Raw genomic sequence first — 17,187 nt, 5'->3', positions numbered from 1 at the left:
CCGGACATGCCGTCCTCCGATCTCCCGGGGCCGGCCGATCCGGCCCTCAGGGTATCGGGTTCCCACATTCATCCGTACATGTACGGATGAATGTGGGAGGTGTTCGGATAAAGTCGATAATCAAGGGTGCACATTATGGTCTTCACAGCTCGTGCATAGAGCAGCTGTCATCCTTTAGAACGTGGTAAGATAGCTATCCACGAGCGGGGCTCACCCGCGTGTTCCTTGAAAAGTCGACGGTTATCGGGTGTTTGCAGGCCCGACGCCATCCAGACTTTCCCAGCATTCGGGGGCGACTGGTTTCGACACGATAGCTCTGAGAGAGGAAGCAAGCCGAGGTCTCCTCGCCTCGTTAAACAGGGGTACCGTCAAATTGAATTGACAACAACTCTTCTTTTGAGCCTATGGCTCTCGCTGCTTAGTTTATAGCGGCGCGTCAACCCGGTGATTTCCCCGACACCGGCGCGACGTCATTTTAGGGGAATGCTCCTGCGCACGTAATCGGTATGGCGCAGGCTAAGACCGAACCGGTTAGGACGCCGCGAGCGTGTCGCTGCGCGCAAAGCGTCCGAGACAAAACCAGCGACTGAGCTTGGAGATGCCAATCAGGGGGCTTTCGTGGACCGGAGTTCGATTCTCCGCGCCTCCACCAATAGTTACAAGCAGGTAGGTAAACGCACCTACCTGCTTTTTTATTACTTACAGATACCGCGGAGAATCGAACTCTATGCAGGGCGCGAGCGTTAAGCAAACGCGAAGCGTTTGTAGCGAGCGGGCGAGGACGCCGACAGGCGGCCGAAGCCGGTGCGGATTTGCGAAGCAAATACGCGGATTCTCCGCGCAAAGCCTCGATTCAAAACGGATGCGATGTTTATTGAATTTCAGCTGGCCAAACCCCGCATCAACGGATCCCCCGTACCGCGGAGAATCGAACTCTGCGCAGGGCGCGAGCGTAAAGAAAACGCCGCAGCAACGCAGGGTGGGACGCGCTTTCCCGCCGACCGCCCCGTCCTCCGCAACTCCAAAACCAATGCGCTCTCTATCCCAAAACTGGGTAGAAGAAAGCCAAAACGAAACAGCAGGAGGTCAACATGACTGCAGAAGATAAAGCAAAGAACGCCGGCAAGGTCGCGCTCGTCCTGGAGGGCGGTAGTTTTCGCGGGCAGTTTACCGCAGGCGTGCTCGACGTCCTCATGGAGGCTGGCGTCGAGATTCCGGCGGTATATGGCGTATCGGCCGGTGCCCTCAACGGCGTGAACTACAAGTCGCACCAGATCGGCCGTGCCAACCGCATCAACCTGGCTTTCTGCAACGACAACCGCTTCATGGGTGCCGCATCGTTTGCGTCCACGGGTTCTATTGTGGGCTACGACTTTATCTTCAACGATGTCCAGGACCGCCTGGATCCCTTTGACAACGTGACGTTTGATGCGAGCCCCATCGAGATGTACGCCGTCGCGACGGACATGCTCTTTGGAACTGCCGCGTACCTGCCGGTCAAAAGCGCCGTGCTCGACCTCGATGCCGTGCGCGCCTCGACGTCGCTGCCGCTGGTGACGCCGCCGGTCGAGATTGACGGACACAAATACGTCGACGGTGGCGTAGCCGATTCGGTTCCCATCGAGCACGTGCTGGAGGAGGCGGGCTTCGATCGCGCGGTTGTCATTGTCACGCAGGACCGCTCGTACGAGAAAAAGCCCTACGAGTTTATGCCCGCCGCGCGCGCCCGCTATGCCGACTACCCCTACCTGCTCGAGGCTATCGAGACGCGCCACGACCGCTATAACATCCAGCGTATGCATCTGTGGAAGTATGAGCGCGAGGGCCGCGCACTGGTCGTTGCTCCGCAAAAGCCGGTCGAGGTCGGTCACGTTGAGCACGATCCAGCAAAGCTCCTCGACCTGTATATTCAGGGCCGCCAGGAGGCAAAGCGCTTGCTGGGAGATATCGAGGCATTTGTCGAGCGCTAGTGTCGCGACGTCATGACCCATGGACGACATGTGCAGAAAGTCTGGTCAGAACCAAAATACCTGTTGACTCGGGCGGCGAGCGGGGTAATATGGACGGGTTACTTGCAGAGCCCCGTGAATCTCTGTAACAACACGTACTGTACATGGAGGAGTCTAAGTGATTTCGAAATCGACTCACTACGCCAAGCAGGGCGAGGTCCAGCGCAACTGGGTTCTCGTCGACGCCGATGGTGCTGTCCTGGGCCGTCTTGCCACCCAGATCGCAATGATTCTGCGCGGTAAGAACAAGCCCCAGTTCACGCCCAACAGCGACTGCGGCGACTTCGTTGTCGTCATCAACGCCGATAAGGTCCAGCTTACCGGTAACAAGGCCGACACGAAGACCTATTATCGCCACAGCGGCTACAACGGCGGCCTCAAGGCTGAGAGCTTCCGCCAGGCTATGGAGAAGCACCCGGAGAAGGTCATCGAGCGCGCCGTTCGCGGCATGCTGCCCAAGACCACCCTCGGCCGTGCCCAGATGACCAAGCTTAAGGTCTACGCTGGTGCCGAGCATCCGCACGCTGCCCAGAACCCCACGAAGATTGAGCTGGAGGCTTAAAGATGGCTGAGAACACCGTTGTCTACCAGGGTACCGGCCGTCGTAAGAACGCCGTCGCCCGCGTCCGTCTCGTCCCCGGCACCGGCAAGGTGACCATCAACAAGCGTGACGCCGAGCAGTATTTCGGCCGTCATCAGCTCGTTGAGAACGCCCTTGCTCCCTTCAAGGTGACCGACACCGCCGGTCAGTTCGACGTTATCGCTCTGTGCGATGGCGGCGGCATCTCCGGTCAGTCCGGCGCTCTGCGCCTGGGCATCGCTCGCGCTCTTCTGAACGCTGGCGACTACCGTGCTGACCTCAAGAAGGCCGGTTTCCTTACGCGCGATGCTCGCGTGGTCGAGCGCAAGAAGTACGGCCTCAAGAAGGCTCGCCGCGCTCCCCAGTTCTCCAAGCGCTAAGGTTTTATCTCCTTTCGAGATACAATGTACAAGCGGGGCCTGCCGATTCCTCGGCGGGTCCCGCTTTTCTTTTTCGACTAGCGTGGGCGGTTGCATATCGCCTGCTAGGGAAGGAGCGATCCTATGCCCCAGAACATCTTCGGTACCGACGGCGTCCGTGGCGTCGCCAATGCCGACCTCTCGTGCGACCTTGCGTTTCGCCTGGGCCGCGCGGCGACCAAGTTTCTTGGTCCGGATATCTGCGTCGGCCGCGACACGCGTCTTTCGGGCACCATGCTCGAGAGCGCTCTGACCGCCGGCATCATGGCCGAGGGCGGCCGTCCGCACTGCTGCGGCGTCATCCCCACGCCTGCCGTGGCGCTGCTCACCGTCCAGAACGAGCTCGACGGCGGCATCGTCATCTCTGCTTCGCACAATCCGCCGGAGTTCAACGGCATCAAGTTCTTTAGCCGCAAGGGCATGAAGCTTCCCGACGCGGTTGAGGAAGAGATCAGCGCCTGGGTCATGTCCGAGGAGGCCATGGCTGCCGACACGTTGCCGACCGGCGCCGGCGTGGGTCACATCATCAAGATGAAGGACGCCCGCAAGGCATATGTCGATCATGCCATCAGCACGCTCGACGGCCTTAAGCTCGACGGCCTGGTTGTTGCCGTCGACTGCGGCCACGGCGCTTCTTGCCAGACCACGCCCGCCGCACTGCAGCGCCTGGGCGCCACGGTCCATGCCATCAACACCGATTACTGCGGCACCGACATTAACGTCGAGTGCGGCTCCACTCATCTTGAGCCCCTGCGCGAGCTCGTGCTGCGCACCCACGCCGACATCGGCCTGGCTCACGATGGCGACGCCGATCGCGTGCTGTTCGTGGACAGCGAGGGCAACGAGATCGATGGCGACTACATCCTGGCCATCTGCGGTTCCGACCTGGCCGCTCGCGGCAAGCTCGCCAACTCCGAGATCGTCTCGACCGTTATGTGCAACCTAGGCTTCTCCATCGCCATGAAGGAGCAGGGCTTCGAGATGGTCCAGACCGCCGTGGGCGACCGCTATGTTCTCGAGCGTATGCTCGAGGACGGTGCCGTCATCGGCGGCGAGCAGTCCGGCCACATCATCTTCCTGGAGCACAACACCACCGGCGACGGCTTGGTGACGGCCCTGCAGCTTCTGGCCGTGCTCAAGCGCACCGGCCGCACCCTCGCCGACCTTGCCGGCATCATGAAGAAGTACCCGCAGGTACTTGTCAACGTACATTCCGACAATAAGGCCGGCCTGGACGATTGTCAGCCCATTTGGGACGCCGTCGCTGCCGCCGAGAAGGAGCTCAACGGCCGCGGCCGCATTCTGGTACGTCCGAGTGGCACCGAGCCGCTGGTCCGTGTGATGGCCGAGGCCGAGACGCACGAGTTGACCCAGCGTGTGGTTGACGACATCGTCGAGGTTGTCAAGCGCGAACTTCCCTAATGGTCAAAAACGGGTGCCAAGTGGTAAACTGTTAAAGTTATTTTGATTGATTGGTATGTCCGAGGGGGAGCATGTTCACTAAAGTCCTGAGGTCTTTTGGTATGCGTGGTCGAGTCCTTACGCTGGATGCTCCCATCTCGGGCGACGTCATTCCGTTATCCGAGGTCAAAGACCAGACGTTTGCTACCGGCCTTTTGGGCCAGGGCGTGGCGATTCAGCCTACCGGCACGCGTGTGATTGCGCCGGCAGACGCCAAGGTCGAGGCCATTTTTCCCACGGGTCATGCCGTTGCGCTCAACACGGTCGATGGTCTAGACGTGCTCATCCATGTTGGTTTGGACACTGTCCAGCTTGAGGGCAAGCATTTTAGCGTGCATGCACAGGTGGGTGATGTCGTCCATAAGGGCGACGTGCTCATCGAGTTCGATCGCGAGGCAATTGCTGCCGAGGGTTACGATGTGACGGTTCCCATCTTGGTGTGCAACTCTGTTGAGTTCTCGAGCATCAAGGGCTCCGTTGGCGAGCATGTCGAGGAGATGGACCAGCTCATCGTTGCTCGCGAGCGCTAGTCGCTCCGCTTGGCCTTTAGCCTACAATTCAATCACGTTTACGGAGGGCGCCCTTGAAAGAGGGCGCCCTCCGTGGCAAGATGGGGATTGTCCGAAGCTAAACAGCTTTGGGTCACCGTGGACGGGCAGGGGCCTCGACGCGGTTAGACACGAGACACATATATTACGCGACCTCGCCCTGGTGGCCGCACACGTTGGTTGCGGCCGACGCGGGCCGCGGGCAAGTGCTTGTAAGGGGAGCCTTGCCTCTCTTGTACGAGAAAGGACGCGTAATGAAAATCATTAAAGCTAAAGACTACGAGGATATGAGCCGCAAGGCCGCTAATATCATCTCGGCTCAGGTTATCCTCAAGCCCGATTGCGTGTTGGGTCTTGCCACCGGCTCCACCCCGATTGGCGCTTACAAACAGCTCGCTGCTTGGTACGAGAAGGGCGACATTGACTTTGCCGAGGTCAGCACCTATAACCTGGACGAGTATCGTGGTCTTTCGCACGACGATCCCCAGAGCTATCACTACTTTATGCGCGAGAACTTCTTCGATCACATCAATATCGATCTGAACAACACGCACGTGCCCGATGGCTCCAACCCCGATGCCGCCGCTGCCTGCTCCGAGTACGACAAGATCGTCGCTGCCGCCGGTTACCCGGATCTGCAGCTGCTCGGCATTGGCAACAACGGTCACATCGGCTTTAACGAGCCCGATGACCACTTCTCCAAGGGCACGCACTGCGTCGACCTCACCGAGAGCACCATTCAGGCCAACAGCCGCCTGTTCGACAGCATCGATGACGTGCCCCGTCAGGCTTACACCATGGGCACCCAGACCATCATGTATGCCCGCATGATCCTGGTTGTCGCCAACGGCGAGGCCAAGGCTCAGGCCGTGCACGATATGTGCTATGGTCCGGTTACGCCCAAATGCCCGGCTTCGATCCTGCAGCTGCACACCAACTGCGTTGTCGTTGCTGACGAGGCCGCTCTTTCGCTCTGCGAGTAACGCGATCAAGCGATCTTACATAGTTTCTCAAAAGGCCCTCGCTTTGCGGGGGCCTTTTTAGTGGACATACGCCGTGGCGTATACATGACGGAAACCTTGCCGCGTGCTTGACTGGAGGGTTTTAAATTTTTGTGATTCATTCTATAGCAGATTCTATGCACATTTGCCACCATAGAGTCGCAGGCGGTAGCGAGGAGTAGGCGAGTTGCGCAACTCAAATAAAAATAGCCGACTGCGCTACACTGCAAATGGGATGGGACATGCTGGCAAGCGCATTGACCTGCGCAAAGACCTATTGGTCGGGGGATAAGTTACCATCGGGCCTCGCTGTACAAAAACTTGCCAAACACGTACCGGCAGACAATTAAAAACTCTAAGTCGCGCTATTCACGGGGCGGCTCATATGGTCCTGCAGCTACGGTGTCCATATGGTCGAGTTGAGGAGCAAGCATGGTAAACGATCTGGGCAATACGGACGACCTCGAGTTGATGCCGACGGGCGGCGGCTATATGGTGCGGCGCGATCGCTTGATGAACGAGCTCATCGTTAAAGGGCGCAAGGCGGGAATTGTTTTGCTCTACGCGCCCGACGGGTTTGGTAAGACGTCGGTGTTGCTGCAATACGTGCAGGAGGTTAAATCGGACCCCACGCGAGGGCCGGTTCGGATTATCGAGGCCGACCGCGCGATTGGACGCGAGCTCTTTATGCAGCTCGAGGTTGTCGCCGATGAGCTTAAGGACAAACCTCATTCGCTCGTTGCGATCGACAACGTGCCCAATCTCGAGCAGCACGAAACCGAGGACCTCATCGATCGAATCCGCAGCTTACGTGCTACGGGGACGGGGGTCTTTATTGCCTGCCGCCCCTCCAACCGATTGCTTATCCACGGGCTGGGCGATTCTGTAAAAGTCAATGCGCAGATGCTCAAGGTGCACGCCTATGAGTATTCGTCATGGGCCACGGCGTTCTCAATCAGCACATCGCTTGATTTCTATCGGCTCACACAGGGTGTACCCGAGCTGGTATCTGCCCTGCAGACGGGAATGTATGGACAGGGCGATGTTGCCGGGTTGCTCGAGAACGAAATCGTCAACGTGTACGGTGCGGCGCTGGCCGATCTCGCATCGCTCGAGAACAACCTGTTGTTTACCGTTGCCTGTTTGATGGTACTGATGGGCGAGGGCCGCATTGCGGAGCTAGAGGCGTGCGGCGTGAGGCTTTCGATGGTCGACCAGTCCATCTTTGTGCGCGATTATCCGATTTTTGGCGTGGATCCGTCTGATCGCACCTTTAGGTGTTTGGGCGCTAAGGACAACGCGCGCCTGAGGCTGCGAAAGCTTGTTGCCGAGATCCGTCCCGAACTAGTATCGCGGGCTGCTCGCATTTTGATAAAGGCGGCCCGATGCGATTTGGCCATGGACCTGGCCGATGCGTTCTTGGACCGCCGTGTGGTGTTGGAGCTTGCCGGGCAGTATGGGGCCGATCTTGCCCTGACCGGGCATGGAGGGGACATTTGCCGTGCAGCATCGGCGATGATCAATGCGGAAAAGCAGGAGCAAGAGCCGACAGCCGCCGAGGCACTCGGCGTGTATCTGGCGGCTGTCAGCGTGTGCAATACAAAGCTGGCAAGGTATATGGCGTCCGTTATCGAACGTGCGGGTGACCAGGCGGCCCGCGAGGTCGACCCCGCTACCTGGAAAATAGCCCAGGCGCTTACTATCGCCTTTTACGGCGACAATGACCTGGGGCTTCCCGCCAACCCTGTTGTGCAAGAACAGACATCCTGCGAGGTGCTCGATATGCTGTCCGCGCATATCGAGGTCAAGCGCCACCTAACCGAGCGAGCGGAAGACGGCAATGTTCTCGCGAAGCTCAAGGCGTGCAAAGCTTATGATTGCGAGCTCGACATCGCGGGGATTCTCATACAGGCCGACCATATGCTGGTGGAGCTGTTCGACGGCTCGTTTGCTAAACCCGACGAGCGCGATGACAAGATGGCGCAGATACTCGAGGCACTCGATATCCGCGGGCTTAAGGCACCATCCATTTGGCTGCGTATGGTGCTCGCGGCGCGGCGCCTGCTCGCGGGCTTGCCCGTGACCGACGATGTGGCGTTTGGCGAGCTCGACCGCTTTGCGGTGCGTGTTCGTGACAATCAAATTCAGCTGTTTGGGTTATTGCTGGAGGGTTGGCAATCGCTGGCGGAGGGGCGGCCGGTCAACGCGAAGTTCCGCGCGGTTCAGGTGCTCAAGCTCGCCGACGAATCGATTGCGTACATGCGCGAAAACGCGTTGCTGCTGGAGCGCGTGGCGTACCTGCGCAATACGTCGCTGGTATCGGTTCGCGAAGAGGCGGAGCTGCTCGACATTAGCAAGACGCAGGTCGGTGGCTCAGAAGCCTGGATCGTGGCGCTGCACCTGGCCGCTGCGGGCCGCGATAGCGATCTTGCCGCCTGGATGTCTATGAATCGCTCGGGGATTTTAGACCCATCGTATCGGCTATTTGCGCGTCTTGCGATGCACTGTCTGGGCGAGCCTGCCGTCAGGATTCGCAAGAAGCTTCCGGTGCGTGAGCTGTCGCGGTATTCACTACGCGATGATTTTGAGGGCGAAAGCGAGCACCTGTTCCAGGCGGGCGAGGTTGAGGCTGTCGATACGATCGGCCATATTGAGATGCGCATGTTTGGCACATTTCGCGCCGAGCGCGACGGCTTTCCCATCACGGATAAGATGTGGCGTCGCAAAAAGGCGGCAACACTTGCCGAGCGGCTCGCGTTGGGCATGGATGCCATGGTCGACCGCGAGACAATCGCCATGGAGTTGTGGCCCCATGCCGAGTTTAGCGCCGCGCGCAACAATCTGTATTCGACGGTATCGCGCTTGCGCTCGGCTTTGGGTCCAACGCCGGATGGCAAGTCGTGCGTGCTCATCCAAAACGAGTGCATTGGACTCAACGGCGACTACGTTAAGACCGATGTTAGGCTCTTTGAACAGCTGAGCCGCGAGATCTTGGGAAATCGCATGGGTGCGAGAGGGCCTCACCTGGTTGAGCTATGTCTTAAGGTTGAGCAGCTTTACACGGGCCCGCTGTATGTTCCCACCGGTTGCAATCCCACGTTCTTTACGCGCATGCGCCACATTATGCAATCCAAGTACATCGACTGCATGATTAGGGGGGCGAATGCCGCTCTCGAGGAGAATGACCTGCAATCGGCAATTTGGCTCGTGGAATCGGGGCTTCGCCAAGAGACTTCGCGCGAGGACATGGTTCGCTGCGCCATGCGCGTTTACGGCGCGGCGGGACGACGCCGCGATGTTGTCGAGTTATACAGCGGCCACATGCACCACCTGCGAGAGCAGGTACAGGGAGTGCCCGAGCCCGAGACAAGGCGTCTGTATGAGCGCTTGGTCGAAGGCAGACTCAAGCGCGTGCTTGTCGAGCGATAAAAAGCGGGCGCCCGAATCACTCGGACGCCCGCAGGCTTGCTCGGTATGACCAGTCGGTTTAGACGAGCTTGATCTTCTCGATATCCTTGCGCGAGGACTCGCGATACAGCGAGAACTTGCGGCCGATAACCTGTACGACGTCGGCGTGGCAGCGCTCGGCGAGCTCCTCGGCGGCCTCACGGGCAGAAAGGCTGGAGCCGTCCAGCACGGAGCACTTAACGAGCTCGTGCTTCTCCAGGTAGGCGACCGTCTGCTCGACGGTGCCCTCGTTGACATCGGACTTACCGATGATGATGGCGGGGTTGAGGTGATGGGCCATGCTGCGAAGCTGCTTGACCTGGGCTCCTGTCAGTGCCATGGGTTCTCGCTTTCTATGTATGGGGCGCCCCGCAATGGGGCCTTAATCTACGTGAGCTGTCCCACGATAGCGCAGGAACGGCGCGGTGTGGAGTGCGTTTGGCCAGTTCAAAAAGAATGCGGATGCCGCGCGGGAAGACGATGCAAGGTTTAGATGGGCTAGGGGCGGAGCGCGGAGACCGGCTCCCATGCAATAAACGCCCAACGGACCTTGCGGATGTGGTCGAGCATGTAGCGTCCTTGCGGTACGCCCTTGGATCCCGGCTCGCCGACATGGGGGTTCTCGATCATGTGGTGGGCGATATAGTCGCGCAGGCGGTCAATCTTATCTTCGTTGCCATGCTCGAGCATGCGAGAAAAGTCCGCCACGCCCGCCTCAAGACTATCGAAGGTGTCGCGCCGAGGCGATTCAAAGTACGTAACCTGCGGCAGAGCACCCATCTGAATGAGAATGTTAAAGGCATACACAAAGCCATTACTGCAGGTAACCGAGGCGCCGATGGCGTTCATCACGTGCAGGTCATAGCGCGGGCTGGAGTTGGTGACCATCGTGACAGCACAACGCCGACGAGCCGTACGGTCAAGCTTGGCAAGTGCGTCTTTTAGGTTGGTCGTGGTGACAGAGCGACTCGCAAAGGCAACATCAACAGCCTTGGCAACCGGTCCAACCAGATTCCAATCGTCATCCCAGGCAAGCTCAAGCGGCGAAATAAGATCCTCGAGCCCGTAATACTCAATGCCGGCATCAAGGGTGCCCAACATGGCAGGAGAGAAGTCGGCAGCAATCACGGGATGCCCAGCCTGAGCAAGCGGAATAGCAATCGACCCAGCCCCACACCCCATATCGAGCACCGACTCACCAGGCTCAAGCGCCAACAGCTTTATAAAATCCCGAGCATACGGGGCAGTCTCCAATGGCCGAAAATGCCGAGCCCGCTTATCCCACTCAAAAGGATCATCAGCCCGTCGCCGATCAGCTTGCAGACGCATCCATTCGCCATTCCAATCAGCAGAAAGCAGCTCGGAACGAATCAAATCATCAGCCACGGGCCATCCCCCTCACAACAAAAAAGCGACTCCTCCCAAAAGAAGAGCCGCAACCAGCATATATCAGAAAGAACCGTTCCAACGCCAAACCGCCCTCACAGCCAAGGCGGGCAGAAGCGAAGCGACTGCCAAACGGGACAGAACCCAACCGAGGTCCCGTTGTGCGGGAGCCCCGCCGCCGGGCGGCAGACATATAAGGTCGATCGCGAGTTCCGCACGAGCCGGAGAGCACTAAATGTGCTCTCCGTGCGAGTCAGGACTGTCCGAGCAGGCGACCTTATATGTCTGCCGCCCGGCGGCGGGGCTCCTCGCCCGAACCCCTCAGCTAGTTCTTCAGCGAGTTCAGCGGTGCCGGGAAGCGTCCACCACGGTGGGCAAGCACGGTGCCGGCGTTGGGGTTCACCGGCATGATGGGCGCACGGCCGAACAGACCGCCGTACTCAACGCAGTCGCCCACGCCCTTGCCGATAGCGGGAATCACGCGCACGGCCGTGGTCTTATTGTTGATGACGCCGATGGCCATCTCGTCGGCGATGATGCCGGCGATGGTCTCGACCGGGGTGTCGCCGGGGATGGCGATCATGTCCAGGCCGACGGAGCACACGCAGGTCATGGCCTCGAGCTTCTCGAGCGAAAGCGCGCCGGCCTCGACGGCGGCAATCATGCCGGCGTCCTCGGACACGGGGATAAAGGCGCCCGAGAGGCCACCCACGCTGGAGCTGGCCATGACGCCGCCCTTCTTGACGGCATCGTTGAGCATGGCGAGTGCGCAGGTCGTGCCCGGGCCACCGCAGGTGCCCACGCCGATGATCTCGAGGATACGCGCGACGGAGTCGCCGATGGCGGGCGTGGGAGCCAGCGACAGGTCGACAATGCCCTTCTCGACACCCAGGCGACGGGCGGCCTCGCGGCTCATGAGCTCGCCGGCACGGGTGATCTTAAAGGCGGTCTGCTTGATCTTCTCGGCGACCTCCATCATCGATGCGGAATCGGGCAGCGTCTCCAGGGCTGCAGCCATAACACCGGGACCCGAGACGCCTACGTTGATGACGGCGTCGGCCTCGCCACCGCCGTGGACGGCACCCGCCATAAACGGGGAGTCCTCGACCATGTTGGCAAAGCAGACAAACTTGGAGGCGCCAACGGAATCCTCGTCTGCCGTAAGCTTGGCGGCATCGATGATGGTCTGAGCCGCCATGAGCACGGCATCCATGTTGATGCCGGCGCGCAGGCTAGCGACGTTGACGCTGGAGCAGACGCGGCTGGTGGCGGCGAGCGCCTGGGGGATGGACTGGATGACACGGCGGTCGGCGTCGCCGATGCCCTTCTGGACGAGCGCGGAGAAGCCGCCCAGGTAATCGATGCCGAGCGTCTCGGCCGCGCGGTCGAGGGCATGCGCGATAGGGGTGAGGTTCTCATCCTTGCAGCAAGCGGCAATCTGCGCCACCGGGGTGACGGAAACGCGCTTGTTGACGATGGGGATACCGTACTCGCGCTCGAGGTTCTCGGCGGTCTCGACCAAGTGCTCAGCCGTGTGCGTCACGTGGTCGTAGATCTTCGTGCACATGCGGTCGAGGTTCTCGTCACCGCAACCCATGAGCGAAACACCCATGGTGATGGTCCTGATGTCGAGGTTCTGCTCCTCAACCATGCCGCGGGTTTCCGCGATTTCTGCGGGCGTAATCGCCATCCTTGCGCTCCTATCTGCCAAAACGAGCATAGTCTTATCTATTCTAACGTGCCGCACGTGCCAAGTGGCGCATGCGGCACGTTTTGGTGCTCGGTTGTTTCCGTTGTGTTACTGCCCAAAGACCTCTTCGGCGATACGAGCACTTTCGGCGGCGTCCTTGGCGTAGTAGTCCGCGCCGATCTGCTTGGCGTATTCGGGGGTGAGCACGGCGCCGCCCACGATGATCTTGACGCCCGGCACCTCGGCATGAAGCAGCTTGATGGTCTCCTCCATGGCGACGACCGTGGTGGTCATAAGCGCCGAGAGGCCGACGAGCTTAATGTCGCGTTCCTTGACGGTCTTGAGCACCTCCTGCGGGTCGACGTCGCGACCCAGATCAAAGACGGTGTAGCCGTAGTTATCGAGCAGCATCTTGACGATGTTCTTACCGATGTCGTGGATGTCGCCCTTGACGGTGGCCACGCAGATCTTGCCCTTATCGGCAATCTCGCCGGCGGGCATCAGCCGCTTAATGGTGTCAAAGCCCACGCGCGCGGCCTCGGCCGAGGCCATGAGCTGCGGCAAGAAGAACTTTCCCTGGTCAAAGAGGACGCCAACCTCGTCGAGGGCGGGGATAAAGTGGTTGTTGATGAGGTCCATGGCGTCGTGATCTGCCAGAAGACGCTCGGTCTCGGCTGCGATCTCGCCTTTGCGGCCCGAGACGACCATGTGGCGGATGGGATCGTCATCGGCGCTTGCGGTGGTGCTTGCGGCAGGTGCGGCATCGCTCGATACTGCTTGAGCTGCTGCCGGGTTAGCGGCGATCTTGTACGGATCGGTCCAGCCGGCGTAGCGCTCGATGTATCCGGTCGAGCCCTCGTCCTCAACGCTCAAGACGCGATAGCTGTAGACGGTATCCATAAAGCGCTTGGAACCTGGGTTCATGATGGGGGCGTCCAGGCCCGCGCCGAAGGCGGCAGCCAAAAAGACCGAGCCCAGCAGCGGGCGGGCGGGCAGACCAAAGCTGATGTTCGACACGCCGAGTGCGCATTTGACGCCCAGACGCTCCTTGCACAGGGACATGGCGCGCAGGATCTGCTCGGCCTGGCGCTGGTTGGTCGAGGCGGTCATGACCAGGCAGTCGATGAGGATGCGGTTCGGTCCGATGCCGTAACGGGCAGCCTCTGCCACGATGCGCTCGGCGATGGCGAAGCGAGCCTCGGCGGTATCGGGGATGCCGTCTTCGTCGAGCGTGAGGCCGACAACGTTGGTGCCGTAGTGGGCGACTAGGGGAAAGATCTCGTCCATGATTTGCCGTTTGCCATTGACCGAGTTGATGATGGGCTTGCCGGCGTAGCGGCGCACGGCTGCCTCGACGGCTGCGGGGTCGGTGGAGTCGATCTGCAGCGGCAGCAGCGTGGAGCCCTGGAGCTGCTCGGTCGCCTGCTGGATGATCTTGACCTCGTCGATCTCGGGCAGGCCTACGTTGACGTCCAGGATGTCGGCGCCCTGTTCCTGCTGGCTGATGCCCTGGCTCACGACGTAGTCTAGGTCGCCGTCGCGCAGGGCCTGTTGCAGGCGCTTTTTGCCGGTGGGATTGATGCGCTCGCCGATGACGGCGATCTTGTGGCCGTCGCAGGGGAGGTCCACGACCGTCTGGGCGCTCGTGACCGACATACTGGGCTTGCGGTGACGCGGGCTGGGCGTGTGATTGTCGATGAGGGTGCGAAGTGCCGCCATGTGCGTGGGCGTGGTGCCACAGCAGCCACCCACGACGCTCACGCCGTCCTCAATCATGCCGGCGACGGCCTCGGCGTATTCGGGTGCCTGGATGTCAAAGACGGTATTGCCGTCATCGTCCACGCGGGGCAGTCCCGCATTGGCCTGCACCATAACGGGCTTGTCGGTGACGGTGAGCATACGCGCGGCGAGTCCTCGGAGCTCGGCCGGGCCCTGGCTGCAGTTGATGCCCAGGACGTCGGCGCCGATGGCGTCGAGGGTGATGGCGGCGACCTCGGGGCTCGTTCCCAGGAAGGTGCGGCCGTCTTCCTCAAAGGTCATGGTGGCAAAGACGGGCAGGTCGGAGTTCTCGCGGCAGGCGAGGACCGCCGCCTTGATCTCGGCAAGGTCAGTCATGGTCTCGATAATAAAGAGGTCCACGCCCGCATCGATGCCGGCGCGCACTTCCTCGGCAAAGAGGTCATAGGCCTCGTCGAAGCTCAGGGTGCCCAAGGGGCGAAGTAGCGCGCCGATGGGGCCGATATCGCCGGCGACGTAGTGGGCACCGGCCGCGCGGGCGCAGGCGACAGCGGCGGCAAAGACATCTGCCACGGTGGCGGCGCCGTCGAGCTTGTGGGCGTTGGCACCAAAGGTGTTGGCGGTGATCACGTCGCAGCCAGCCTCGACGTATTGGCGCTGAATGTCGGTAATGACCTGAGGCTCCTCAAAGTTGAGCAGCTCGGGCAGGGCGCCGGCTTTCATGCCGGCCGCCTGCAGCATGGTGCCCATGCCGCCGTCGAACAGCAGGTGCCCCGTGCCCTCGATGGCGGCGCGCAGGCGATCGTCCTTAATGCGAAGGTCGTCGATTGTGCGCGTCTTGTATACAGCGCCATTGCGGCGTGCGGCATCAACGGGCGCCGCCAGCGCGGCGCCGTCCAGATCATGAGTGATAAGCGGAGTAAACATCGAGGGCTCCTAATGGCTGGAATAGCAGGTGGTGTGGGCGGCGCGGAAGCGACAGTGCTCGCGCATGCGGCAGATATTGCAGGTGGGGCGGCTCTGGGCGTCGTGGACCTCGCCGTCAAACAGACCGATCACCGCGGTCACGCTCTTTGTGGGCATGAGCAGGCTGGTAGGCGTGACGGTAAGCCCGATGAGCCGCGTAGCGTTGAGCGCAGCAACGATTGAGCGCTGGGCCGTAAGCGGGCAGTCGCCGTAGCCGGGACTGAAGCGCCAGTTACCGGCGAGTCCGTGTGCGGCGGCCGCAGCCTTGACCTGCTGGTCCATCTGCTCGACGGCGGCTTCTACATAGGCAGAGCATGCGGCGTCGAGCACGGCTCCCTCCAGGGGCTGCTGGGCTCCCGTGGTGCGCAGACGACGCTCGGCGTCCATGCCGAGGGTGCATGCCATGAGTGCGGCAAAGCGGGCGTCTTTGAGGTGGCGATAGATATCGCGACCGCGCAGCTCAACGTTGGTGCCGACCAAGCGAATGCAAGGATCGCCCTGTTCATCGACTCCCGTGGCATCGATGGCAAATGTGCGGCGCACGCCGCGGGGCTCAATGTCCAGCTCCAGACGCTCAACGACAAGCTCAATACGCTGCGACAGCTCTGGCTCAATCTGCTGGCCGCCGTAGCCCAGGTAGCGCAGCATCTCGGCACGGTCGACACGAGGGTGGTGGGCAGCGTCGATACGATAAAGCGCCGGCGACGCAAGGTCGGCCGGCACTTCAACAACGGTTATATCGGCGTGCGGTTTTTCCATTACCCCAGGCGCTCCATAATGGTCGCGGCGATTGCAGGACGGTTCATAGTGTACAGGTGCAGACCGTCGGCACCGTGCTCCTTAAGGTCGCAAAGCTGACGAGCAGCATAATCTACACCGGCCGCCTGCAGGCTCTCGGGGTCGTTCTCGTACTTGGCGAGAATCTTGATGACGGGGGAGGGCAGCGACGCACCGCACATAAAGACCATGCGGCTGATCTGCGACTTGCCCATAAACGGCATGATGCCCGCGGTAATGGGCACGGTGATGCCGGCCTTGTCGGCAAGCTCGCGAAAACGGTAAAAGCACTCGTTATCAAAAAAGAGCTGCGTCACAAAGAAGCTCGCGCCGGCGTCCTGTTTTTGCTTGAGGTGCTCGACCGAGAGGTTGAGATCCTCGCAGGCAATGTGGCCCTCGGGGTAGGCTGCGGCACCCACGCAAAAGCCGGCGTCGACGAGCTCGGGGATAAGGTCGCGGGCGTAGGCGTAGTCCGAGGCGGGCTTGTCGTCCTCGGTCGCGCCAGCGGGAAGATCACCGCGCAGGGCCAGGATGTTTTCAACGCCGGCGGTGCGATACTCGTCGATCTTGGCGGCGATGTCGGCGTGGGTGCGGCCCACGCAGGTGAGGTGCGCTACCGAGGGCGTATCGAATTCGCTCGAAATCATATGCGCGATGGGGGCGGTGGTGGCACCGTTACCCGAGCCGCCGGCTGAGCAGGTGACCGAGACAAAGCTCGGCGAAAGCTTGCACAGATTGCCTGCCACTTTGCGAGCCGTGTCGAGGGTCAGCTCGCCCTTGGGTGGGAACATCTCAAACGAAACGGGTACGGTGCCCTGGGATGCTGCCTGCTTAAAAAGCTCGTCGACGCGCATATCGTTCTCCTTTAGATACGTAATAGTGCGATGTGTTGTAAGGATTCTACAGCACCACTGTGCCACGATGGAGTTTCACTCGCTATTTGGGGATACCAATCGAAAATGCTTCGCTATCGGCATTTCCTATAACAGTGCGGTCAATGTAGGATGGGGCTATATCGAATGGTATCTGATACGAAATACCAGTTAATAAAGCCCCGTCCCAAATTGACTACCCTTAAACCATGGGGAGAGGTCTGCAATTTATGCAGTTGATTGGCTGTTGAGGGTGGCAACGCCGCCTCGATAGGGTAACCTCATTGATTGGTT

At 60.4% G+C, this 17,187-nt stretch carries 13 protein-coding genes and 1 other RNA gene; 8 read left to right on the top strand and 6 right to left on the bottom strand.

All coding sequences use genetic code 11. From position 1 onward, the window contains the following. The first annotated feature begins 288 nt into the window (after nt 1–288). From ssrA to AAAX73_RS07555, 8 genes are all read left to right on the top strand, one after another. Nucleotides 289–652, top strand: a transfer-messenger RNA (tmRNA) gene (gene ssrA / locus AAAX73_RS07590). Nucleotides 653–1,091: 439 nt separating this feature from the next. Continuing rightward, nucleotides 1,092–1,970, top strand: coding sequence for a patatin family protein (locus tag AAAX73_RS07585; protein WP_118080924.1), 879 nt, complete (start codon nt 1,092–1,094; stop codon nt 1,968–1,970). A gap of 157 nt (nt 1,971–2,127) precedes the next feature. Continuing rightward, nucleotides 2,128–2,571: a 50S ribosomal protein L13 gene (rplM, locus tag AAAX73_RS07580; protein ID WP_022094635.1), complete on the top strand. Its 444-nt coding sequence runs from the start codon at nt 2,128–2,130 to the stop codon at nt 2,569–2,571. A 2-nt stretch (nt 2,572–2,573) separates the two neighbouring features. Next, on the top strand, nt 2,574–2,969 hold the full coding sequence (gene rpsI, locus AAAX73_RS07575; protein ID WP_022094634.1) for a 30S ribosomal protein S9: 396 nt from the start codon (nt 2,574–2,576) through the stop codon (nt 2,967–2,969). Nucleotides 2,970–3,092: 123 nt separating this feature from the next. Then, on the top strand, nt 3,093–4,430 hold the full coding sequence (glmM, locus tag AAAX73_RS07570) for a phosphoglucosamine mutase (RefSeq protein WP_349125550.1): 1,338 nt from the start codon (nt 3,093–3,095) through the stop codon (nt 4,428–4,430). A 71-nt stretch (nt 4,431–4,501) separates the two neighbouring features. Continuing rightward, entirely contained in the window at nt 4,502–4,999 is a 498-nt protein-coding gene (locus tag AAAX73_RS07565; protein WP_117839977.1) for a PTS glucose transporter subunit IIA, read from the top strand. A 272-nt stretch (nt 5,000–5,271) separates the two neighbouring features. Next, the gene (gene nagB, locus AAAX73_RS07560) at nt 5,272–6,000 is read left to right on the top strand and encodes a glucosamine-6-phosphate deaminase (protein WP_349116551.1); all 729 of its coding nucleotides are present in this window, start codon (nt 5,272–5,274) and stop codon (nt 5,998–6,000) included. Nucleotides 6,001–6,450: 450 nt separating this feature from the next. Then, nucleotides 6,451–9,447: a BTAD domain-containing putative transcriptional regulator gene (locus AAAX73_RS07555; RefSeq protein ID WP_349125549.1), complete on the top strand. Its 2,997-nt coding sequence runs from the start codon at nt 6,451–6,453 to the stop codon at nt 9,445–9,447. Between the two features lie 58 nt (nt 9,448–9,505). Here AAAX73_RS07555 and AAAX73_RS07550 read toward each other — a convergent pair whose 3' ends face one another. The 6 genes from AAAX73_RS07550 to AAAX73_RS07525 form a co-directional block, all read right to left on the bottom strand. Continuing rightward, nucleotides 9,506–9,805, bottom strand: a complete 300-nt coding sequence (locus AAAX73_RS07550) for a YhbY family RNA-binding protein (RefSeq protein WP_117839974.1) — start codon at nt 9,803–9,805, stop codon at nt 9,506–9,508. 158 nt (nt 9,806–9,963) lie between these two features. Further along, nucleotides 9,964–10,794 carry a methyltransferase domain-containing protein gene (locus AAAX73_RS07545; RefSeq protein WP_349125551.1) on the bottom strand — a complete coding sequence of 277 codons (831 nt, stop codon included), beginning with the start codon at nt 10,792–10,794 and terminating at the stop codon, nt 9,964–9,966. 382 nt (nt 10,795–11,176) lie between these two features. After that, on the bottom strand, nt 11,177–12,541 hold the full coding sequence (locus AAAX73_RS07540) for a PFL family protein (protein WP_250786845.1): 1,365 nt from the start codon (nt 12,539–12,541) through the stop codon (nt 11,177–11,179). A gap of 108 nt (nt 12,542–12,649) precedes the next feature. Next, a complete protein-coding gene (locus tag AAAX73_RS07535) occupies nt 12,650–15,205 on the bottom strand; it encodes a homocysteine S-methyltransferase family protein (protein ID WP_349125548.1) in 2,556 nt (851 codons plus the stop codon). A gap of 9 nt (nt 15,206–15,214) precedes the next feature. Then, the gene (locus AAAX73_RS07530) at nt 15,215–16,003 is read right to left on the bottom strand and encodes a hypothetical protein (protein ID WP_349125547.1); all 789 of its coding nucleotides are present in this window, start codon (nt 16,001–16,003) and stop codon (nt 15,215–15,217) included. After that, nucleotides 16,003–16,875, bottom strand: coding sequence for a methylenetetrahydrofolate reductase (locus AAAX73_RS07525; RefSeq protein ID WP_349125546.1), 873 nt, complete (start codon nt 16,873–16,875; stop codon nt 16,003–16,005). The genes AAAX73_RS07530 and AAAX73_RS07525 overlap by 1 nt, the downstream gene beginning before the upstream one ends. Nucleotides 16,876–17,187: the final 312 nt, after the last annotated feature.

This window comes from Collinsella sp. CLA-ER-H9 (assembly GCF_040092295.1).
In the GTDB taxonomy this organism is placed as follows: Bacteria; Actinomycetota; Coriobacteriia; order Coriobacteriales; family Coriobacteriaceae; genus Collinsella.
This window is presented reverse-complemented; position numbering and strand designations above follow the sequence as displayed.

Excerpts from the sequence above, each read along its gene's own strand:
- AAAX73_RS07525 (WP_349125546.1), bottom strand. The coding sequence starts at position 16,875 with ATGCGCGTCGACGAGCTTTTTAAGCAGGCAGCATCCCAGGGCACCGTA.
- glmM (WP_349125550.1), top strand. The coding sequence starts at position 3,093 with ATGCCCCAGAACATCTTCGGTACCGACGGCGTCCGTGGCGTCGCCAAT.
- AAAX73_RS07550 (WP_117839974.1), bottom strand. The coding sequence starts at position 9,805 with ATGGCACTGACAGGAGCCCAGGTCAAGCAGCTTCGCAGCATGGCCCAT.
- AAAX73_RS07540 (WP_250786845.1), bottom strand. The coding sequence starts at position 12,541 with ATGGCGATTACGCCCGCAGAAATCGCGGAAACCCGCGGCATGGTTGAG.
- rpsI (WP_022094634.1), top strand. The coding sequence starts at position 2,574 with ATGGCTGAGAACACCGTTGTCTACCAGGGTACCGGCCGTCGTAAGAAC.
- AAAX73_RS07585 (WP_118080924.1), top strand. The coding sequence starts at position 1,092 with ATGACTGCAGAAGATAAAGCAAAGAACGCCGGCAAGGTCGCGCTCGTC.
- AAAX73_RS07565 (WP_117839977.1), top strand. The coding sequence starts at position 4,502 with ATGTTCACTAAAGTCCTGAGGTCTTTTGGTATGCGTGGTCGAGTCCTT.
- AAAX73_RS07535 (WP_349125548.1), bottom strand. The coding sequence starts at position 15,205 with ATGTTTACTCCGCTTATCACTCATGATCTGGACGGCGCCGCGCTGGCG.
- AAAX73_RS07555 (WP_349125549.1), top strand. The coding sequence starts at position 6,451 with ATGGTAAACGATCTGGGCAATACGGACGACCTCGAGTTGATGCCGACG.
- nagB (WP_349116551.1), top strand. The coding sequence starts at position 5,272 with ATGAAAATCATTAAAGCTAAAGACTACGAGGATATGAGCCGCAAGGCC.
- AAAX73_RS07545 (WP_349125551.1), bottom strand. The coding sequence starts at position 10,794 with ATGCGTCTGCAAGCTGATCGGCGACGGGCTGATGATCCTTTTGAGTGG.
- AAAX73_RS07530 (WP_349125547.1), bottom strand. The coding sequence starts at position 16,003 with ATGGAAAAACCGCACGCCGATATAACCGTTGTTGAAGTGCCGGCCGAC.